General features: G+C 62.9%; 21 protein-coding genes. 8 read left to right on the plus strand and 13 right to left on the minus strand.

Annotated features, from left to right (window positions below; genetic code table 11):
* The first annotated feature begins 7 nt into the window (after positions 1-7).
* Positions 8-1,630, plus strand: a complete 1,623-nt coding sequence (locus ET21_RS0110990; RefSeq protein ID WP_030539713.1) for an FAD-binding oxidoreductase — start codon at positions 8-10, stop codon at positions 1,628-1,630.
* 4 nt (positions 1,631-1,634) lie between these two features.
* Positions 1,635-2,018, plus strand: coding sequence for a cytochrome c (locus ET21_RS27065; protein ID WP_081856683.1), 384 nt, complete (start codon positions 1,635-1,637; stop codon positions 2,016-2,018).
* A 26-nt stretch (positions 2,019-2,044) separates the two neighbouring features.
* On the opposite strand, the gene ET21_RS0111000 is transcribed toward ET21_RS27065, so the two are convergent.
* Positions 2,045-2,278, minus strand: a complete 234-nt coding sequence (locus tag ET21_RS0111000) for a hypothetical protein (RefSeq protein ID WP_021238968.1) — start codon at positions 2,276-2,278, stop codon at positions 2,045-2,047.
* A 274-nt stretch (positions 2,279-2,552) separates the two neighbouring features.
* Between ET21_RS0111000 and ET21_RS0111005 the strand changes: the two genes are divergently transcribed.
* Positions 2,553-3,707, plus strand: a complete 1,155-nt coding sequence (locus tag ET21_RS0111005) for a S9 family peptidase (protein ID WP_030539716.1) — start codon at positions 2,553-2,555, stop codon at positions 3,705-3,707.
* 49 nt (positions 3,708-3,756) lie between these two features.
* Here ET21_RS0111005 and ET21_RS0111010 read toward each other — a convergent pair whose 3' ends face one another.
* Positions 3,757-4,827 (minus strand): VOC family protein, encoded by a 1,071-nt coding sequence (locus ET21_RS0111010; RefSeq protein ID WP_051768122.1) that lies wholly within the window; start codon positions 4,825-4,827, stop codon positions 3,757-3,759.
* 105 nt (positions 4,828-4,932) lie between these two features.
* Positions 4,933-5,970, minus strand: a complete 1,038-nt coding sequence (locus ET21_RS0111015; RefSeq protein ID WP_030539718.1) for an aromatic ring-hydroxylating dioxygenase subunit alpha — start codon at positions 5,968-5,970, stop codon at positions 4,933-4,935.
* 130 nt (positions 5,971-6,100) lie between these two features.
* Between ET21_RS0111015 and ET21_RS25800 the strand changes: the two genes are divergently transcribed.
* Positions 6,101-6,541, plus strand: a complete 441-nt coding sequence (locus tag ET21_RS25800) for a helix-turn-helix domain-containing protein (protein ID WP_030539719.1) — start codon at positions 6,101-6,103, stop codon at positions 6,539-6,541.
* Positions 6,542-6,562: 21 nt separating this feature from the next.
* Here ET21_RS25800 and ET21_RS0111025 read toward each other — a convergent pair whose 3' ends face one another.
* The 4 genes from ET21_RS0111025 to ET21_RS0111040 form a co-directional block, all read right to left on the minus strand.
* The gene (locus ET21_RS0111025; protein WP_081856686.1) at positions 6,563-7,585 is read right to left on the minus strand and encodes a LysR family transcriptional regulator; all 1,023 of its coding nucleotides are present in this window, start codon (positions 7,583-7,585) and stop codon (positions 6,563-6,565) included.
* A gap of 12 nt (positions 7,586-7,597) precedes the next feature.
* Positions 7,598-8,527, minus strand: a complete 930-nt coding sequence (locus ET21_RS0111030; RefSeq protein ID WP_030539721.1) for an NAD-dependent epimerase/dehydratase family protein — start codon at positions 8,525-8,527, stop codon at positions 7,598-7,600.
* Positions 8,528-8,628: 101 nt separating this feature from the next.
* Entirely contained in the window at positions 8,629-11,082 is a 2,454-nt protein-coding gene (locus ET21_RS0111035; RefSeq protein ID WP_030539722.1) for a TonB-dependent receptor, read from the minus strand.
* 202 nt (positions 11,083-11,284) lie between these two features.
* On the minus strand, positions 11,285-12,904 hold the full coding sequence (locus ET21_RS0111040) for an NAD(P)/FAD-dependent oxidoreductase (protein WP_237751541.1): 1,620 nt from the start codon (positions 12,902-12,904) through the stop codon (positions 11,285-11,287).
* 90 nt (positions 12,905-12,994) lie between these two features.
* On the opposite strand from ET21_RS0111040, the gene ET21_RS27070 reads away from it, so the two are divergent.
* The gene (locus ET21_RS27070; RefSeq protein ID WP_156029116.1) at positions 12,995-13,471 is read left to right on the plus strand and encodes a helix-turn-helix domain-containing protein; all 477 of its coding nucleotides are present in this window, start codon (positions 12,995-12,997) and stop codon (positions 13,469-13,471) included.
* A gap of 136 nt (positions 13,472-13,607) precedes the next feature.
* Positions 13,608-14,735: an FAD-dependent monooxygenase gene (locus ET21_RS0111050; RefSeq protein ID WP_030539725.1), complete on the plus strand. Its 1,128-nt coding sequence runs from the start codon at positions 13,608-13,610 to the stop codon at positions 14,733-14,735.
* Positions 14,736-14,765: 30 nt separating this feature from the next.
* On the opposite strand, the gene ET21_RS0111055 is transcribed toward ET21_RS0111050, so the two are convergent.
* The 5 genes from ET21_RS0111055 to ET21_RS0111080 all read right to left on the minus strand — a co-directional run bounded on the left by ET21_RS0111055 (position 14,766) and on the right by ET21_RS0111080 (position 18,547).
* Complete coding sequence (locus tag ET21_RS0111055; protein WP_156029119.1) at positions 14,766-15,974, minus strand: cytochrome P450; 1,209 nt, start codon at positions 15,972-15,974, stop codon at positions 14,766-14,768.
* A gap of 11 nt (positions 15,975-15,985) precedes the next feature.
* Positions 15,986-16,180 (minus strand): hypothetical protein, encoded by a 195-nt coding sequence (locus tag ET21_RS0111060; RefSeq protein WP_051768123.1) that lies wholly within the window; start codon positions 16,178-16,180, stop codon positions 15,986-15,988.
* A 125-nt stretch (positions 16,181-16,305) separates the two neighbouring features.
* A complete protein-coding gene (locus tag ET21_RS0111070; protein ID WP_030539728.1) occupies positions 16,306-17,055 on the minus strand; it encodes an SDR family NAD(P)-dependent oxidoreductase in 750 nt (249 codons plus the stop codon).
* 6 nt (positions 17,056-17,061) lie between these two features.
* Entirely contained in the window at positions 17,062-17,565 is a 504-nt protein-coding gene (locus ET21_RS0111075) for a cupin domain-containing protein (RefSeq protein WP_030539729.1), read from the minus strand.
* Positions 17,566-17,602: 37 nt separating this feature from the next.
* A complete protein-coding gene (locus ET21_RS0111080; protein WP_030539730.1) occupies positions 17,603-18,547 on the minus strand; it encodes a fumarylacetoacetate hydrolase family protein in 945 nt (314 codons plus the stop codon).
* A gap of 202 nt (positions 18,548-18,749) precedes the next feature.
* Here ET21_RS0111080 and ET21_RS0111090 point away from each other — a divergent pair, with 202 nt between their 5' ends.
* Positions 18,750-19,778: a zinc-binding alcohol dehydrogenase gene (locus ET21_RS0111090; RefSeq protein WP_030539731.1), complete on the plus strand. Its 1,029-nt coding sequence runs from the start codon at positions 18,750-18,752 to the stop codon at positions 19,776-19,778.
* A 12-nt stretch (positions 19,779-19,790) separates the two neighbouring features.
* On the opposite strand, the gene ET21_RS0111095 is transcribed toward ET21_RS0111090, so the two are convergent.
* Positions 19,791-20,159, minus strand: a complete 369-nt coding sequence (locus ET21_RS0111095; protein ID WP_030539732.1) for a cytochrome c family protein — start codon at positions 20,157-20,159, stop codon at positions 19,791-19,793.
* A gap of 201 nt (positions 20,160-20,360) precedes the next feature.
* On the opposite strand from ET21_RS0111095, the gene ET21_RS0111100 reads away from it, so the two are divergent.
* Positions 20,361-20,924: a DUF1993 family protein gene (locus ET21_RS0111100; protein ID WP_030539733.1), complete on the plus strand. Its 564-nt coding sequence runs from the start codon at positions 20,361-20,363 to the stop codon at positions 20,922-20,924.
* The last annotated feature ends 12 nt before the right edge of the window (positions 20,925-20,936 follow it).

The following is a 20,936-nucleotide window of genomic DNA, read 5'->3' on the forward strand; positions in this document are numbered from 1 at the left end:
GCCCCCTATGACGCGACCGCCCGATGTCACTCCGACCCAGTGGCAATCCGCCCTCACCGCCTTCCGCAATGCGGTGGGCGCGCAATGGGTGTTCAGCAGCGACGAGGACGCGGGCCTCTATCGCGACGCCTATTCGCCCTACTGGAATGAGCCGGAGGAGCGCATGCCCAGCGCCGCCGTAGCGCCCGCATCCGTGGAGGAAGTGCAGGCGGTCGTACGGATCGCCAATCAATTCGGCATCCCGCTCTACCCCATCTCCACCGGCAAGAATCTGGGCTATGGCGGGTCGGCGCCAACCATGTCCGGCAGCGTCGTCGTCGACCTCAAGCGCATGAACAAGATCATCGAGGTCAACGACAAGCGCAATTACGCCATCGTCGAACCCGGCGTCTCCTATTTCGATCTGTACGACCATATCAAGGAGCGCAAGCTCAAGGTGTGGATCGACGTTCCCGATCCGGGGTGGGGCGGCGTAATGGGCAATGCGCTGGATCGCGGCGTCGGCCACACCTGGTATCTTTATCGCGACCATTTCTGGTCCCATTGCGGCATGGAGGTGGTCCTGCCCAACGGAGAGGTCATGCGCACCGGCATGGGCGCGATGCCGGGATCGAATGCATGGGGCGATTTCCGCAGCAATTTCGGCCCCTATGTCGATGGCCTCTTTTCGCAGGCGGGCTTCGGCATCGTCACCAAGATGGGTTTCCATCTGATGCCGGAGCCCGAACATTTCCTGCACAAGAAGATCTACCCTCCCCGGCGTGAAGACATCATCCCCCTTGTCGATGTCGCCAACGAGCTGGAAGACCAGGGCATGATCGGCATGGCGCTTTATGAATCGCCCATGTTCTCCGCTCAGTTTCAGGACCCGGCATTGCGCGCCATCGGTCTTGCACCTGATGTCTGGAATGGCAACGCCATCAATCGCTATGCGGCGGAAAAGGGCGTCGCGCCATGGGAATTGGGCGTCAGCTTCTATGGGCCGGAAGCCGTCAACGAAGCCAAATGGCAATATGCGAGGTCACGGTTCCAAAAGGCAATACCGGGCGTCAGGTTCGAAGATTATGAAAGCCTGCGCTTCCCGCTGACCGCCGAACAGGAAGATGCGGTCAAGCATAAGGTGCTGGTGGGCGTGCCCAACATGAATGTCTTCACCTTGAGCGCCCGCAACCGGACCAACCCGGAACCGGCCGACGGTCACCTTCTCTTTTCCCCGACTTTCGCGCGGAGCGGCGAAGAACTGCTGAAGGCGCAGCGTATCTTCACCGAAGGCATGCGCGACATGAAGGTGGATTATCCCATGGCATATGGCCCCTTCTCCGCGCCCTTCACCTGGAATTTTCGTGCCTTCGTCCTCGCCACCGGCATGCCGACATCCCGCTCCAACCCTGAGGTCAATAAATTGTCGCGTGAAACCATGGAAAAGCTGATCACCCTGGGGGCTCAGCATGGCTATGGCGAATATCGCACTCCGCCCGCCTTCCAGGATCAGGTGATGAGCACCTATAATTTCAACAATAATATCCTGCGGACCTTCTGCGAAACGCTCAAGGATGCGGTCGATCCCAGGGGCATCATCGCGCCCGGCCGGGGCGGCTTCTGGCCCCGCACCTACCGGAAGGGAGCCTGAGCCCATGAAAAAGATGCTTCTTCTGGGCGCAGCATGCCTCCTTTCCATCAGCGCTGGCGCAGGGCATTCGAGTAAGCGAACCGCCAATGCGGTCGAGCGCGGACACGCACTGTTCGAATATCATTGCGCGTCGTGCCACGGCCCTGGCATTGGCAATCCCGGCCACCCGTGGCGCACAGGCACCGAAGCATTGCAGGTCAAATATAGGGGCGAACTGCCCGCCCTTCTCGCCGAAAGGAAGGACCTGACGCCGGAAACGGTGGCCTATTTCGTGCGCAATGGCGTGTCGATCATGGCCCCCTATCGCAAGACGGAGATCAGCGATGCCGATCTTGCGGCCCTGGGCGCTTATCTCAGCCGCAACAACCCGGACTTTGCCAAGAAGTAGCGATGAGCCGCCAGGGAACTGCCGCCCTATCCCTTGCGGAATAGCAGGGTTAGCAGGAACAGGATTGTCCTCCAATCAAGCATCTTCAGCCCTGCCCGGGCCTGAGCCGGGGTGAGGCGGGCCTTCATTGGCATAGCGCCCATGATCTTGCCGGTGACGACCAGGTCATTGCCGTCACGCTCCACCTTGCGGACGTTCATCAGTTCCTTGCCCTGACCGTCCAGTATCAGCATCTCGTTCGCCTGTTCCTTGCCAGCCAAGGCGGTCCTCCTCCTGCATTGCCGCAGACCTTCGCGAGGTTGCTCATGCCTTTCCGCGCGGTCAGCGCCGCTTCGCATCCACTCTGCGGGGCGAGGCGGAAGGGGTAAAGTAGGCACATGAATGTGCCTTCGATCGCAGCGGGAAGAGGGGGCATGCGGCCCATGGATAGCTTCCAGCGAAAATTTGGATTTGATCGGTGGCAGGTGCGGCGCTTCTAGATGCTGGATGCGCGGTCCGTTCGTGGCGGATGCCGCGCGCTGCACAGGAGCGGATATGTTCGAACCCTTCCCCGGTAATTATGTCTGGAACCTCGCCACCAACCTCGCGCTCGTCGCGGGCGGCAATCATGGGGAGATCGACGCAGCCAACCGGCCTGTCATGGAAGCCGCCCGGCAGGGATCGGATGCGGGCACGGCCCTGCTGTTCGACAGCTGGATCAGGGTGGCGGATCAGGTCGCTGCCAATGCCGCAGCCGACGAGGAAAAGGGTTATCAGCTTTCCGCAGGCACCAAATATCTTCGTGCCGCTGGCTATTATCTGGCGGCGGAGCGGATGCAGAGCCGCGACTATGCGCCCCGGTGGGCCGCCTACCAGAAGGGCCTCGATCTTTACCGCAAGGGGGTGGCACTGCGCGGGCTGCATGTGGATTTGGTCGAAATCCCCTATGAAAACGGCACGAGCTTCCCGGCCATCTTCGTCCATGACGGATCAGGCACGCCGCGTCCCGCGCTTGTGTCATGCAACGGCCTCGATTCCATGAAGGAACAGGTCAACCTGGCCGGTCACGGCGCAGTGAATCTGGAACGGGGCATCAACACGCTGTTCGTGGACCAGCCGGGGACAGGGCAGGCGCTGCGGCAGCGCAATCTGGCGGCCGTCTACGATGCCGAACGCTGGGGCACGCCCGCGCTTGAATATCTGCTGGGCCGCAGCGACGTCATCCCGACCAAGATCGGCATGTTCGGCCTGTCGCTCGGCGGCTATTATGCGCCGCGCGTGGCGGCCAACGAGCCGCGTTACGCCCTGTGCGCCGTCATGGGCGCGAACCATGTCTGGGGCGAGCGGCAGAAGGAGCGGCTGGCATCCGAAGGGGAAAATCCCGTACCGCATTATTGGGACCATGTGATGTGGGTCTGGGGCAAGGATAATCTGGACGACTTCATGTCTTATTGCGCGAACATCACGCTGGACGGCCAGATCGAGAAGATGAAGATGCCCTTCCTCGTCACCCATGGCGAAAATGACCGGCAGATACCGGTGCACAACGCCCATCGCAGCTTCGATCAGGCGGTCAATTCAGCCAAACGCCACCTGCGCATCTTCACCAGGGCCGATTTCGAGGTCGAACATTGCGGCGCCGACAATGGCACGGTGATGCGTGACTATATCGCCGACTGGTGCGCGGAAACCTTCGCGGAAATGGGCTGAGGCGTCAGCCTGCCCGATCTGGAAACACCGCGCGGTGATGGCACGCCCATTAAAGGGCGTGCTCGTCATCCTCTGTAATCTCCGCCAGCTTTCCCGTGACCGGACGCTTGCCCGGCTTCGTCTTGCGATAAGGTTCGAAGCTTGCGCGATCGGCGTCGAACGTCATGTCCCAGGGAACATTGTCCCCACGGAAGATCGGCGGCGCATTATGCGCCCATAAAAGCGATCCGAAACGAAAGTCCCAGGCGCGCGGAATCCAATTGTCGTCCAGATAATCCGTATCCGCATGATATTCCGCCTCGCCCGCCTTGCCGGGCATGTCGCAATAATAATAAATGGCGGATGAGATGCGGTGCCGCGAAATGCCGCCGGAACTGTTCATGCTGGCATTCTTCCAGCCCTTGTCCGCCAGTATATTCGCCCCCAGCATGACTTCGTCAATGTCGTCGCACCCGAATGCGATGTGCATGAACTTGAAATGATCCGGTGCGATGGGCAGGTCGCAATTGACCCAGAAGATCGAATGATGCTCGAACGTTCCCGGCGCGCGGGCGAAGATTCCCGTGCCTTTGCTGTGATCGATATAGCGAAAGCCCAGATGGCGTTCGTAAAATTCGAAGCTGCCGACATAGTCGGCCGAAAAGAAGACGACATGGTTTATCGTCTTGGGAATGGCGCGTGTACGCCAGATGCGGTGCTGGTTGAAGCGCGGATAGGAACCGGGCGTGTTCACGGGGCTGGCGTGACTTACGACCTGCCGTTTCGCCCACACCCGCAGGGCGATCGGCTGGCCGTCGGGGCAGACGCACCGCACCGTCCCGTCAGCATCACGCCGCACCTCGACCTCCGTGGCGAGGCTGGCGGCGATCCGGTCAAGCTCCTGCGCGTTCAGAACGCCCCAGACGGTTTCCTTGAGGCCGTCGCCGGGAAAGGGATCGGGCGCGGGCAACCGGGGGTCCCCATGGCGGTAAAGCACGACCCGCGAGCCCGACGCTACCTGAAACACCGCCTCATCCGCCCCTTCATGATGCAGGGGCAGTCCGAAATCCTTCCAGAACCGGACATGCTCAGCCAGATCGGCAACGCCAAATACCGCGCTTTCAACACCCAAGATGGTCATACCGGCTCCCTCTTCCTGCGCGGATTATGGATTGCCGGACGGGCGAGATAAAACGCATTTCATGGCGCTTGGCTATCGGCAGCGCAAATAGCTTTCCACGCCCGGTCAGGCAGCAACCAGGCGTTGCGCCTCATCGGCGATCATCCGGTCAAGCGCCCGGCGCACCAGCACCGCGCCCTTGTCCGACGGCAGCATGGCGGGCCGCAGTGACCAGAAATCCCGCCCGGCGATGCGCTGGGTCTGAGCGATAGAAATGGGCGCGTCCTCGTTCGAGAAAGCATCGACCAGCGCGGCGCGGACCATCGGCGCTGTCTCTGGATGCGCCTTGGTGCTGCTGTTGCAATTCATGAAGAAATAATGGGTCGATGTTTCGGTTTCCGGGGTCATGACGTGGCAGCCCCGCGCCGTCTGGTTCCAGCGGCCGCTTTTAAGGCTCCCCGTGCTGCCGACATTCACATCCTGCACCATGATCGACGGCGCGTGCCAGGCGATGCGGTTCAGAAAGTCGCCCACGCCATCCGCATGACCCGTAAAGCCGCGCATCATCGGCGGCACCACTTCATCCTCCGCCGTCCAGGTGATGGTGATGGCGCCGCCATCCTGTTCCACATCCGCCTTCGCGATCGTGTTGATGCCGCCGCCCAGCGTCGATGCGTGCAGATAATCGGCATGGGTCAGGTCCATGATGTTGTCGACCATCACGCGGTAATCAGCCTGCGAATGGAGCCGTCCCTTAACCCGCGCCTCAGGCGCTGTCTCGTCGATGAAGGTCAGGTCGGTGATCAGCGCCGGGTCCGCCAGTTCCGCCTCGCCCAGCCACAGCCACAGCGCGGCATGCCGCTCGACAAAGGGATAGGATCTGACGCTCAGCGCCGCGCTGATCGGACCATGCGGATTGTGGATGCATTTCCCGTGCCCGTCGAACCGCAGCCCGTGATAGGCGCATGTCACCCGCCCTTCTTCATAGCTGCCCATGGACAGCGGAACGAAGCGGTGCGGGCAAAGATCGGCAAGTGCGGAAACTCCGTCATCTTCGCCTCTCATGAACAGGACATGCTCTCCCGCGATCTGCCGGGCCAGCATCGCCCCTGGTTGCAGTTCATCCGCCCACGCCGCAAGATACCAGCAGTTCTTCAGAAACATCCCATCCTCCGCCTTGACTGATCCGCGCCGGGGATAATTATTGATATCCGCCTTGCGTCTTGCATTATCCGCCCAAAGCGGGATCAATCGGAAGAGGGCACTTTTATGTACCGCTATCAAGGATGAGGATATGCCGCAGGATGGCCGGGGGGAGGCTTCCACGAGCGAAAGGATCGACGCGCTGGAAGCGGAGATGGCGAGGCACGGCAGCAGCCGCGACGGGCCGGTCCGCACGATCTTCGCGCTGCTGGGCGACCGCTGGACCAACCTTATCGTCCTGCTGCTTTGGATCGATGATTTTCGCCATGCCGAACTGCGGCGGCTGCTGACGCGGCTCAGCCCGGAAGGCAGCATTTCCCAGCGGATCATGACCTTGAAACTGCGGCAGCTGGAGCGCAACGGCCTTGTCAGCCGCAGCATCAGCGGTGACGTGCCGCCCAAGGTCAGCTATGCGCTGACGTCGCTGGGCCGGGAACTGGCATCGCACATCCACATGATGATCGACTGGACCACGCATCATCAGACGGTGATAGAAGAGGCGCGCGCCTTATGGCGGGAGGAAGCGGACTGATTTCCCCCGGAACAAGCGCTATCAGTTCGATTGCCTGCGCGGGCTTTTCGCATGATCCGTGAAACCGGCGGTCAATTCTTCGCGGGACATGCCGCCCAGCCGCGCTTCATCCAGCATGATGACATCGCCAGCCAGCATTCCTGGCTGATGCACATAGGCGGCCAGCCGTTCCACGACCCAGCGTATCGCCGGATCATTGTTGCTTGAAATATGCCACTGGATCGCTTCCCGGATGGGCGGGATTTGCAGTGGCAGCTCCCGCATCACGATCGGCAGATACTCCGCCATTCGCACCGCCAGCCGCCGCTGAACCGTCCCGATCCTGTTCGTGCCCAAGATGAACCCGGCCTGCGTCATGAAATTGGGCGCGACAATCTCTATCCGGCGCTGCCGTTTCTGGCGGCGCACGAACCAGTCTTCGAACGCGGACACCCTGCCCCGGCCGAACCGGGCGGTGACATGCCCCAGGCCCAGATAACGGTCGAGCGTCATGGGCTCCGCCATCGCCGGGTTGTCAGCCCAGCCGATCACCACATAATCGTCCTCGAACAGGATCTGACTGGGGTGATCGGGCGAAATGCCGTAGTCGATGGTGATCAGCAGATCGACGAAACCGCGCTCCAGATTTTCGATCATGCTGTCTTCTATCGGTATCACCTCGAACCGCATGTTGGGCGCGCCGCTCTGAATTTCGGAAATGGCCGACGCCAGCAGCACATCGGTCACATAATCCGACGCGACGATGCGGATCGTGCGATCGGATGTCGCAGGATCGAACGGCGGCGGTATGGCGATCGAGGTGCGGATCTGCTCCAGAACCGCGCGCACCGGCTCCACCAGGCTTTCGGCGCGCGCGGTCAGCACCATCTGCCGCCCCTTCATGACCAGCAGCTCGTCACCGAAATAGTCGCGCAGGCGTCCTAGCGCCGAAGAGGTGGCCGATTGCGACAGGAATATGCGATCGGCGGCCAGGCTGACGCTGCGTTCGGACAGCAGCGCATCCAACGCTACGAGCAGGTTAAGGTCCAGCCGTTCGAACCGCATCGCTCCATCTCCTCATCCGCCCGCGATGACCGCCAGCGCATTTTTGACAAGTGTAGCAACACTGCCGTCATGCGCAAAGCCCGCCCGGTCCGCCGCTGGCGTCGCGAGGGGCGGCTGGCGGCCAAACCCCGCCTCCAGCGCTTCGTCGGGGCTGTAGCGCACCAGCGCCGCCGATACGCCGCACTGGCGCGCAATCTCCTCCGCCAGCGCACCGATCGAGACGCGCAGGGCTGGCAAGGTCACTGCCCGTGTGGGTGGAAGCAGACCGGCGTCCATGGTCAGAGCATGGATGAAATTATCCGCGCAGCGATCGACCGACTGAGCCCATATGGCCGCTTGGGGCGAGACCGGACAGATGAAGGGTTCCCCGGCCCGCATTGCATGGAACAGGTCGCTCATGAAGGCGGATTTCATGCCGCTGGGACCCTTTGGGCGAGCGAGAATGCCCGGCAAACGCAGGGTTACGCCTTCCACTTCGCCGCGATGATGCATCATGGCAACGGCATCTTCCATCATCGCCTTGTGGCCGCCATAGATCATCCGTGGCGCGAGCGGCGTCGTGTCGTCCACCCCTGCCTCCGGCAGCGGGTCGCCCAGCACGGCGATCGAACTGGCATAGACGACGCGCGGCCGCTTCCCGGCGGCGGCGGCTTTCAGCAGCAGATCATACATCGCATCTATGTTGACGCGGCGGGATGCGGCCGGATCAGCCTCCGCCGCGCCGCCGGGCACCGTCGCGAGATGCACCAGCGCGCTGCATCCGTCGCGCAACGCTTCGCCCCTCACCTCCGGCGCGCAGATATCACCCGCCACGATCCGCGCGCCTGCCGCTATGCCGTGGACCGAGCTGTCCATCGCCACGACATCCTTCCCCGCGCCGACGAGCTTCGCCACAAGATGGCGGCCGACAAATCCGCCGGCGCCGGTAATGATGATGGGCATGCGATGTTTCTCCATTACCGCCGCACATATTCAGGTTGCCGCAAACCAAGCAAGACAGGGCCGCTCACGCGGTCCTGCCTTGCCTCCCCCTCTCTTCGCCGTCAAAAGTCGGCGGAGAAGCGCACGCCATAAGTCTGCGGCGCGCCATAATGGTAGACGGCCGCGCCAAATGGCGAGAGCTGCGGATAGATCACGCGGCGCTTGTCTTCCAAATTGTTGAGGAAGGCGGTGAGCGCCCAGGACCTATCGCTATCCCGCAAGGTCAGCGCAATGTCCGTCTGCCAATAGCCGCTGATCTTTTCGAAATCGAGGAATTCGAAACCACCATAGGCCGCACTGCGGTAAGCGCTATTGACCTGACCCGCCAGTTCAAGCGCGGAACTCAGCGGCACCACCTGCTCACCGCCTAGGTTGATCGTCCATTCAGGCGCGTTGAGCAGCGGACGGCCGGAACAGTCGAAGTCCTTCACCGGCGCGCCGCCTGCAACCTGCCCCGTCAGTGTGAAGGGACAGTTGAAATTGTCGAACGGCGCGGCGGTATAGAGGTGCAGTTCCTTATAGGTCGCCTTCAGATACTGAACCTTGGCCGTCAACGTCGTATATCGTATCGGCCGGGCCATCAGGTCGACGTCGATACCCTTGACTGTTGCCCTACCGGCATTTTCCGTTGAGTTGATCAAGGTTCCGCTGGGATCGACGGTGAAGTAATTAATCTGCTGATCCTTATACTTCCAGTAAAATCCTTCGATATTCAACTGGACCTTGTTGTTGAAGAAGCGGTTCTTCGATCCGATGGTGTAGGCGGTGATATATTCCGGCCGGTAGACCGGACGTCCGTCCGTCTGCTGCAACCCGCCCGCGCGATAGCCGCTTTCCACCGTCGCATAGAGCAGGCTGCTGGGGCCAAGGTCGAACTCGGCCGAAGCCTTCCAGGTCACGCGGGAAAAGGTCAGATCGCCGACTGTCGGGCTCAATGTGTTGATCACGGCGCCCAGTCCGTTCAGCAGCGGAAAGACTTGCGGGTTGGGCTGAGACGTGGAGCCCGGTGCGATCCAGCCGTTGCTCACGAGCCAGTTCACGACATCGGCGCGCGAAGTGTAGTTGGGAAAATGCGGCAGCGCGCCAGGCGCGGCGCAGCCCGCGGCGAAGGAGGCAGGCGGCGCCAGACCGGGTCCGCAACTGACGATGAAGTTGCTGATGAAGCCGTCCATTTCCTTCTTGTCATGCGTATACCGCAGCCCGCCGACCAGACGGAAACGATCGCTGACATGGCCGGTCAGCTGGCCGAACGCCGCCAGGCTCTCCGTCTTCTGGGTGAAAATCTGGATCGGCAGGATAAATTCCTGGTTGAACTCATCATTGCCCTTGATCTCCTCGTTGAAATAGAAGGTGCCGACTATGTAGTCGATAGGTCCGCTGCTGCCAGCCAGCCGCGCTTCCAGACTCTTCTGACTGGTCTTTTCGTCATAATATCCTGTATTGAAAGCTGGACCATTGAAGTAGCTGAGCGCCTTGGAATGCCGGTAGGCCGGGATGACGGTCACGGTGCCAATGCTGGTCTTCCAGTTGATCTCGCCATTCACGCCCCAATAGCTGGCGTCCAGGGACGGATATTGGTTCAACGGATCGGCAAAGCCGAAACCTGGCGCGACAAGCAGCGTCTGCCGATAGGCATTGGACAAAGGCGTGAGGAAACCTTCCGACGGGTCGATACCCGACAGGCTGAAAACATAGCCGCCCGTACCGTCCGGCGTGTAGGCCCCGTAATAGTTGCCGCCCGGCCCTACCCCGCCGATCTTGGTATAATCGGCCGCCAGACGTATGGAAAGGTCGCTGCTGGGCTCAAATAGCAGCTGTCCGCGTAGGGCGCTGCGGTCCAGGTCGTCCGTGCCGTCGCGGTTGAAACCGTCACGCCGCTGGCGCGAAGCAGCAATGCGCAGCGCGGCATTTTCGCCGATCCCGGCATTGACATGCGCGTCCACCGCCACCGCATCATAATTGCCGTAGGACAGATTGAAGCCACCACTGAATTCGCCCAGCACCGGCTTTGCGGGAATGACGTTGATCGCGCCGCCCGTGGCGTTCCGGCCATAGAGAATGCCCTGCGGCCCCTTCAACACTTCGACGCGTTCCAGATCGTAGAAGGCCGCGCCGAAAGCCCCCGCCGCGCGGCCCAGAACCACGCCGTCATAGTTGGGCGTTACCGCCGGATCGAAATAGCTGGCCACGGTGATGTTTCCAACGCCGCGAATAAAGATGGACGTCGACGTGCCACCGCCGTTGGTGATGGAGATGGAGGGCGCGGTCTTCGTAATATCTTCCGCCTTCAATATGCCGCGATCCAGCAGCGTGTCCGCGCTGACCGCATCGATCGCGATCGCGGCCTTCTGCGCGCTTTCCGCCCTGCGCTGGGCCGTGACGACGATGTCCGCCAGGCCACCCTGCGATCGTGCATCGGATTGCGCTGCGGGAGCGCCCTCCTGCGCCTGCGCCCAGACGGGCAAAACCGCAGAGATCGCCGCTATTGCGGTCGCACTGAACAGCCAGTTACGCATAACCCTCCCCTTTCATTGTTTTCAGCAAATGGCTGGCGCCGGGTCTGTGCCGCCTGTTTGCCGCCCCGCATTGGCGCGGGGTCCATCTGGAAAAACTAACCTGTGAGGGCTTATCGGCAAAATCGGCAGATTGGATGTGTTCTATCCATGCAGCGGGATGACCGCTCCATCCCGGCGCCAACTTTGCCGGAAATATTTCCCGTCAGCCGATCAGCCGGTCGAAGTCCATGCGCAGGTCGTCCATCATCCTGATCGCGGCCGCGCGGCCTCCGCCGAACACGCCGCCGCCCGGATGCATGAACGGGCCCACCAGATAGAGCCCCTCCACCCCCGGCACGGCGATATTGCCATAATCGGCGGTCGGGCGATGCGCCATGGTCTGGTAGAAATAGGGCGCGCAGCCATGGATGTCGCCGCGAAGGAAGCTGTTGGGCGAATGCCGCTCCATATCCAGAGGCGAATGCACGACGCGCTTCAATATGTTGTCGCTGGTCAGGTTGGAGATGAACTTCTGATAATGCGCCAGCGTCTTGTCCGCTTCCGCTTCCTTGACTTCATCCCAATAGGAAGCGTCATGGCCTTCCAGTTCGTAGGGCGCGAACTGCACGCCGTAGAAGATGCCGCCCCCTGCCGGGGCGCGAGTGGGATCGTTGATCGCCATGTCGCCGCCACCGGCCAGCCGCCGTGCCGACATCCGCCCCCTGCGCAACTGGTCGAAATCATCGAGCAGTTCGCTGAGCTTGACCGTGTCGATCATTTCCAGCAGCACGCCTTTCTGCGCGTCGCCTCCGGCGATGAACCGGGCCGGTTCCTTCAAGGCATAATGGCTGACCTGCACGGAAAAGGCCGCCTGGGTGACCCGCTCGCCGCGTTGCAGGACGGGTTCGGGCACGCCTTCCACGAAGCGGCGCAATACCGCCGGGTGAAGCCCCGCCACGACGCCATCCCTGGCCGTGATGACGCCGCCATCAGCCAGTTCGACCCCCGTCGCCCGTCCGCCTGAGGAATGTATCCGCGACACCTGCGCGTTGCAGCGTATCTCCGCGCCGAAACTGACGAGCGCGCGGACCATCGCGTCGGTCAGCTTGCCGCTGCCGCCCACCGGCTGCGCGAGGCCGAAGGTGTGAACCAGCCCCGGCCACAGCACCGCGCCCATGCCGGTGCCCAGTTCATCGGGCATTTGGAGATTTTCAGTGATGAAGCGCGCCAGCAACAGGCGCAGCTTATCGCTCTTGAAGCGCTGGCATACGATATCCAGCGTGCTGCGCTGCATGGCGTTGAACAGGTCACGGCCTTCTTCGCTCTGGTCCAGCATCGCCATGAACGCGCCCATCGGCAATGGCGGCGAATAGAGGCCGTTCACGAACATCGGCAGCATCGCCATGGACGCCTTGGCAAAGGCGCGATAGGCCTCCGCATCTTCATCCCCGCAAGTTTCCGCTATGCTTTGGCAGGTGCGGTCCAGGTCCTTGTAGACGCTGATCGACGTCTGATCGATGAAGATCGCCGCCAGAGCGACGTCGGCATAGCGATATTCAAGGCCGAACTTGCTCATCAGGCCCAGCTCGTCCTGCGTGATCATGGGATTGCCCAGGATCAACTGGTGAGCGGTCGAATGCTCATCATGATAATAGCCGGGCAAGGTCAGTTCCGTGGTGACGACGCCGCCGCCCACATGATCTTTTGCTTCCAGCAGCAGGACCTTCTTGCCCGCTTTCGCCATGTAGCAGGCGGCGGTCAGCCCGTTGTGCCCCGCACCAACGAATATGATGTCGTAATCGGCCATTTCCGCATCCTCTCCGCGATATGTTGGCCCGGTCATACCGGCATGCGGAACCGCGATGAATTAGGCACATGAATGTTCCTGCCCGTCCCCCTTTGCGGAGCCCGCGCGCCTGTTTATCATCGCCCCATGATTTCAGAGCATGATGCCGGCAGCCTGATCCCGCCTGAGGAATTTCCCGCGCTAAGCGGCGAAAGGCTGGACGCGCTTTGCAGGCTGGCGGAAACCATCGAGGTGAACGGGGGCGATCGCGGCGCGCCCATCCGCCATATGTGCGCGCTGCTGGGCGACCGCTGGACCAAGCTGATCCTGCTGGTGCTGAACGCCGCCGCGCCGCTGCGCTATTCCGAATTGCAGCGCCTTATCTGGCGCCTGGGCAAGGATGAGCGCCCCATATCGCAACGCATGCTGACGCTGCGCCTGCGATCGCTGGAGCGGGACGGGCTTGTCGACCGGAACGTGCAGTGCGTCATGCCGCCGCATGTCGAATATTCGCTGTTGCCACTTGGCCAGCGGCTGAATGCGCAATCCGACCGCTTGATCAATTGGATCGCGGAGCATCGGGAAGAATTCATCGCCGCCCGGCGCGAATTGCCGGAGGATTAAGACGCGGATTGCCGAGCCGCGATGTCCTTTGATCCCGCCGCAGCTATCCAGACCCCCAATATAAGCTATCGAGCCAAATCGTTTTTCAGCCCCCATCCCCGGTTCTAGCCACGAGCAACGGACGGGAGAGGATATCATGGATCTGGCAGGACGGCGCATACTCATAGTGGGTGGCGGCATCGGCGGGATGGCCGCCGCGATCCGCTTTGCCGAAGCGCAGGCGGACGTGACCTTGATCGACATCGATACCAACTGGCGGGTCTATGGCGCAGGCATCACGATCACCGGGCCGACACTGCGCGCCTACCGGCGGCTTGGCCTTCTCGAACAAATCAGGGAGAAAGGCGCTATCACCAATGGTTCGCGCATCTTCCGCTATGACGGCCTGTTGCTGCACGATCTCGACGAGCCGGTGCTGGAAGAAGGCCTGCCCGCGACCGGCGGGATCATGCGCCCCGTCCTGCACCATATCATGCAAAGCCGGGTACGCGAGCTGGGGGTCACGGTTCGCCTGGGCATGACCGTCATGGAACTGAAAGAGTGGCAGGACGGAACAGAGGCGGTCTTCAGCGACGGTTACAGCGGGCGCTTCGACCTTATCGTGGGGGCGGACAGCATCTATTCCGGTGTGCGCCGCATCGCCTTTCCGCATATGGGCGAAGCAGCGCCCACCGGCCAGGGCGCGTTCCGGGTATCGATGAAGCGGCCGCCCGATGTGGAGCGCGGCGAATTTTACTTCGGGCATCGCTATCCGGTGGGGATCACCTGTTGCGCACCCGACTCCTGCTATCTCTATTTGCTGCCGCCGCACGAATATGGCGACCGCATCCTGGGCGATGATGAAGTCCGGTCGGAACTGCGTGAAAAGCTCGCCGATTTCGGCGGCAATGCCGGTTGGATACGCGACCATATGACGGACAGCGACTGGGTGAACTACCGCCCGCTCGCCGCCGCCTTGCAGCCCCGGCCCTGGTATAAGGGCCATATCGTCCTGCTGGGCGACGCGGTGCACGCCACGACGCCGCACCTTGCCTCCGGCGCGGGCATGGCGGTGGAAAGCGCGCTGGTGCTGGTGGAGGAACTGGCCCGCGCATCCCATGTGACGGAAGGGTTGCAGGCCTTTGAGGACCGCCGCTTCGATCGCTGCAAGCATGTCGTGGACACCAGCCTTGCAATCGGGCAGATTCAATTGTCCGGCGGCCCCGCCGAAGACGCAGGCGCGCTGCTGTCGGGCGCGCTCCACAGGCTGGCGGAGGAATATTGACGCCGCCGGGCTGCGCGGCCTGACCGCCATTCAGGCCGGTTCGATTTCCACCGGGACGCTGGCCAGCGCATGGAGCGTGTTGTTGATCCGCCGCTCCACTGGTCCCGCCAGCCTGATCGAAGCGATGCGGGGCAGCAGCGCCTCCAGCATCAGGTCGGCTTCCATGCGCGCCACCATTTGCCCCAGGCATTGATGGATGCCGAAGCCGAAACCGACATGCCCGCTCGTCTGGCGGCTGATGTCGAAACGGTCTGGCGCTTCCCATTTGCGCGGGTCGCGGTTGGCGGCCGCCAGGAACAGCAGCAGCTTCGACCCTTCCGGGATCACCATATCTCCAACCGGGACATCGCAAGCAGCGGTGCGAAAAAATGTCTGCACGGTCCCATCCCAGCGCAGGCTTTCGTCCAGCACGCGCCGCAGCAAGGCGGGGTGATCGCGCAGGGCCGTCCACTCACCGGGGAAACTCGCAAAGGCAAGCATCATCTGCGCCAGCCCGTTCACGGTCGTGTCGACGCCAGCCGACAGGAAGGACCGCACCAGCCGCTCGGCCTCGTCCGGCGTGCATTCTCCCCTGTCCGCCGCTTCATAGACCGCCATGCCCCACCCGCCGGGCGACAGATTCTCGCGCTTGCACGATGCGGCCACCCACCCGATAGCATCGGCCGCCTGTTCCATCGATCGGGCAAGCACAGCGTTGCGCGGGCCGAAGGCGTTGAATGTCGTCCCGGCGTAGGTCAGCAGATGCTCCCGCCCTTCCCTGCGCAGGCCGATCGTGTCCGGGAAGACCATCATCGGATAGACTTCGCCCAGATCCCGGACGGCATCGAAGCGGCGCATAGCCACCAGCCGTTCGGCCAGTTCCCCGGCCCGCTCCGCCCAGACCGGGCGCAGCGCGCGCAGGGCAGGCAGCGACACGATGCGGTTCATGAGCGTCCGCGTGCGATCATGCAGCGGCGGGTCCGCTTCCAGCAGCAGCGAGGGGGGACGCCATGGCTCCTCGCGCGCGAAATCGGTCAGGCCGACCCCGCGCCCCGAACAAAAACGCTGATGGTCGCGCAACGCCGCCGACACATCGTCATAGCGCGCCATCGCATAGCATTGCAGCCGCTCCAGCCACAGCAGGGGACCGGCGTCCCGCAGGGCGTGGTGATGGGAATAGGGGTCCGCCAGGAACGCCTCGTCAAAGGGATCGAGGTCGAGCGAGGGGACAGCCCCGGACCCGGACGGCTGGGTTGACATGGCGGCCTCCATCAAAAAAATCCGGCGGCGCGCGCCGTGTGGACCGCCTCTGGCGGGGCCGTGAAAAAGGGTCCCGCAAGCGCGCGCCATTGTGGAAAGGCCGGAGAGGCGCGAAAATGCTCCATATGATCTTCTATCCTGTCCCATCTCACCATGAGTTGGTAGCGGGCCGGATCGATCGTCAGGCTGGCGACTTCATAGATCATTCTTCGCTCTCCTCCCCTGCGGGTAGTTCAGGCGGCGCTGGAACGGGAATCCATTTTGTCGATAGCTGCCAGCAACGTCGCCGATCCCGGATCGGGCGCGCGGCCCCGCATGAGCGAAGCGAGCATCAACTCCCGTCACTGATCAGCGTGCCGCCGTCGACCACCAGATTATGGCCGGTGACGAATGCGCCCGCAGCGGACACCAGGAAATGCACTGCGCCCGCGACCTCCTCCGGCAGGCCGGGGCGGCGTAGCGGCGTCATCGCCATGCGCCGCCGCATGAAGGACTCGTCAGCCATTAGCGGCCTGGAAAGTTCGGTCGCGATGAAGCCGGGCGATACCGCGTTGACGCGCACGCCCCTTGGCCCCCACTCCACCGCCAGGTTCCGCGCCAGATGCGCAATAGCCGCCTTAGTCAAGGCATAGCTGTTGATCGCCCCATTGCCCCGCAACCCCGCCAAGCTGGAAATCAGGACCGCCGCGCCACCACCCGCATCCGCGATATGCGGCAGGGCTAGGTTGCACAGCATCACCTGGCTGCGCAGGTTGATCGCCATCACGCGGTCATAATCGGCCATGTCCAGGCTTGCGAAGGGACCGGGCCGTCCGGTGATCCCGGCATTGCAGACCAGAATGTCGATCCCGCCCAGCGCAGCCGCCGCGCCATCCACCAGCCGCTCCAGCGCCGCGTCGTCAGAGACATCGCACGCAATGCCCGTTTGCCCCAGTCCGGCCGCCACGCGGGCCGTATCCTCGCCATCCTCGCTGGAGATGATCACCCGAGCGTCCGCGGCGGCCAGCGCCTGCGCGATCGCCTTGCCGATGCCCCTGGTGGAACCCGTGACGATCGCCCGCTTGCCGGTCAAACCGAACATCGCGCCTCAGTCCGGCTTATGTTCGGGCAGGGGCTGGCCGTCATGCAGATAGGCGGGCGCTTCGATCAGGACGAAGGCGATGCGGCACGGCTTGTCGCTGGTATTGCGCCACAGATGGTTGGTGCCGCGCTGGATGATGATGCCGCCTTCGCCAATCGTCTTCTTGCGGCCGTCCTCCAGTTCCAGTTCGATCTCGCCCTTCATGACGATGCCGTAATCGATGCTGTTGGTGCGGTGCATTGGGCTTTCCTTGCCCGGCAGCATGTCCACGATCCGGATCACCGATCCCTGGTTCAGCGTCAGCCCGGCGTCGCGCTCCCTCCCGTCCGTTTCATCGTTATTGTCGGCGGGAACGGTCGCCGTCGTCCACAGCAGCAGGAAAGCCGCATCGCCGCCGGGGATCATCCGCGTCGGGCTCACATCCTCCGACTTGAACGTGGCGCGGCCATTGTCATCATGCCCCGTCACCACCCGCTGAACCGGCGGCAGCCCGGAATCGCTCGTCTCCATGAAAGCCTTCCTTTCTCCAGAATATGCGGGGCGCGGATCAGCCCTTCACGATCCTCTGTTCCAGAATCCCGAAGGGTGACCGGCCGCCGGGCCCGCGCCCTTCCATCCGCACGCGATCGCCAAAGGACATGAAGGGCGTGCGCGCCGCGCCTTCGTCCACGATCTCGATGCCCCGCCGCTCCGCAATGCAGGAGGAGCCGACCTCGCGAAAGTTCGCGTTGGACACGGTGCCTGACCCGATGACGGTGCCCGCCGCCAGATCGCGGGTGCGCGCCGCATGGGCGGCCAATTCGTGAAAGCCATAGCCCATGGGTTCGCCATTGGCCGCGCCGAACCTGTCGCCATTCCAATCCACCAGCAGGTCGATGCACACTCTGCCGTTCCGCCAGCCATCGCCCAGTTCGTCGGGCGTGATGGCGAAGGGCGCCATGCTGCATGGCGGCTTTGCCTGTATCCAGCCGAAGCCCGTCTTCATTTCCGGTCCCGCCAGAGCCCTCAACGACCAGTCGTTGATCTGCACGATCAGGCGGATATGCTCCATCGCCTGCTGCGGCGTCACGCCCATCGGCACGGCATCGACGATGACGCCGAATTCGCCTTCAAAATCGATGCCCAATTCCTCGTCCGGGAATTTCACATCATCATAGGGACCATAGAAACGATCGGACACGCCCTGATACATGAGCGGCCTGTCGGTCTCCACGGGGTCCATGCCGAAGACCTTCTGCATTAGGTCGCCATGGCTTTCATAAGCCGACCCGTCCAGCCATTGCCAGGCGCGCGGCAGCGGCGCGGCAAGCTGCGTCACGTCCAGCTTCGCGGGAAAATCGGATATGGCGCGCAACGCGGGTGCGGCACTGGCCCAGTCTTCCACGGCCTGTTGCAGCGTCGCGAACGGGGCAAAGGCATAATGGCCGCCGTCGGGCGAAACCAGGATCAACCTGCCATCCGCTGTCCCGTCCCGCAGGGTTGCCAAGCGCATGCCGTCTCTCCTTTCGCCCCTGCGGCTGGTCTAGGGCGCGGCACGATGCGGGACAATGCCATCTCATCAATAGGAGTCATCGCCGCCATGGTTGGATTCCGCATTGACCGGGATGATAGCAGGCATCCACGCTATCGCCTTCGGTTCGGCTCGCCGCTGAGCCATCGTGCGGCGGTTTTCGATTGTCATGGGAAAGAGGCATATGGCGCGCGCAATCGTCTTCGACGCTCCGGGAAGCGCGATATTGGAGGAACGCGATCTCGCGCCGCCCGCAGCCGGGGAGATCGCGGTGGAGGCGGATGTCTCCCTCGTCAGCGCGGGCACGGAAAGGTCGCTGCTGACCAAATTCCACCGCTATCCGGTGGAGCCGGGCTACAGCATGGCCGGGCATGTGACCGCCGTAGGACCGGACGTGACCGCCTTCGCCCCCGGCGACAGGGTGATCGTCCATAGCGGCCATGCCAGCGCCACCGTCATCGATCAGCGCTTCGCCCTTCGCATTCCCGCCAATGTCGCGTCGGAAGATGCCGCCTTCTTCACCATCGGGGCGATGGCCGTCTACACCATCCGCCTCGCCGCCCTCGACATAGGGTCGCCGCTGCTGATCCTGGGTCAGGGCCTGATCGGCCTCGTCACCACGCAGGTTGCGCGGATCGCCGGGGCCGCGCCGCTGATCGTCACCGATGTGGTGCAGGAACGGCTCGATCTGGCGCGCGAACTCGGCGCTGACCATGGCTTTCGCGCTGACCAGTCCGGCGAACTCGCCGCATTGGCCCGGTCGCTTCCCGGCGGCGGCCCAGCCGCGGCCATTGACCTCAGCGGCGTGCCCTCCACCATAGAGACCGCCCTTGCGCTGACGCGCCGGGGCGGACGTGTCATTCCCGCCTCGATGATCCCCGGCGGGCATCAGGTTGATATATTCGGCCGCGCCTGGATCGAAGGACTGTCGATCGTCGGAGCCTATTTCAACGCGCGGCCCTGGTCGCTGGACGCGACCGAAGTCACCTCTCCGCTCGACTGGCCGGTGCGGCCCTACAGCGCCGGGCGGCTCCAGGGCACGGCCATGCCCACCAGCCTGGAGGACGCCGCCATTTTCCTGCGCCTGCTGGAAAATGGCCGGATAAAGCTCGACCGCATCGTCACCGAAGGGGTCGACGCCGATGATGCGCCCGCCATGTTCATGCGGCTGCCGCAGAGCGACGCGCTGGGCAGCATCATCCGCTGGCGCTGACCTTGCCCGCTGCTATTTTCTGCTGCCCAGATAGGCGATGATCGCCCGGCGATCGTCTGCCTTGGGTATGGCCAGCGGCATGCGGTTGCCCGGCGCGACCTTGGCGGGCGCAGCCAGATAGGCGTCCAGATTGGCGGCCGTCCAGGAAAGGTTGAGCTTCTTGAGCGCGGGGGAATAAGCATAGGCCGTGCTCGCCGCCTTGCGTCCAGCTACGGTCGTCAGGTCCGGCCCGGCCTTTCCGCCCTTGCCACTCACGCTGTGGCACATGGCGCAGCGCTGCGCGAACAAACTGCCTCCCCGCGCGGCATCACTTCCGGCCTCCGCCTGAGCCGGTGCGAACGGCGCCGCCAGAAGGCAGGACAACAGGACGGCACCGGCCATCCTTGGTCCGGCTGCAAAATATGCGAATCGAAATGGCGGCATCAACCTCTCCTCTATTAATATAAATGAGTATACTCACTTTCTTAAGTTAGCAACCATGGCTCCCGTGAGCGACAGCGCGATAAGGCTACCGAAAAAGGCTGGCAATCCGGCGGAGATCGGGCGAAAGCGCGCTGAAACAACCGAAAAGGGAGCAGCGTCATGCCTTTCACCAGCCTTCTCGTCCCGTCCTACAAGCAGATGCTCCAGGCCCTGTCCCGCTGGCTGGACAAGGCGCAGGCCGAAATCCCGGAGAAGGGGGAAGCGCTGCTGTCCTCGCGCCTCGCGCCCGATATGTTTCCACTGGCGACGCAGATCCGCTTTGCCTGCGTGCAGGCCATCGAAGGCGTCCACCGGCTCAAGGGCGAGGAATTGCCTGCGCTGGTGAACACGCTCCTGGAGGAAGGGCGCAATGCGGGCGAGCGTCCCGGATCATTCGCCGACGCCAAGGCGCGTATCGATGAGACGGTGGCCTTGCTCGACGGCCTGTCGCCCACCGCGCTCGATGTCGATCCCGATCAGCCGATCGCGCATGAACTGCCCGCTGGCATCATCTTCGATCTGACGGCGGAACAATATGCCCGCGACTGGACGCTGCCCCAATTCTATTTCCATGTGATGATCGCCTACGCCATCCTGCGCAGCGAAGGCGTCAGCCTGGGCAAGCCGGATTATGTCGCGCATATGTTCCCCTATCTGCGCCCTGGCACCATGCCTGAAAATTGAACGGCAGGGGAC

It is taken from the genome of Sphingobium sp. DC-2, assembly GCF_000722555.1.
Classification (GTDB): Bacteria; Pseudomonadota; Alphaproteobacteria; order Sphingomonadales; family Sphingomonadaceae; genus Sphingobium; species Sphingobium quisquiliarum.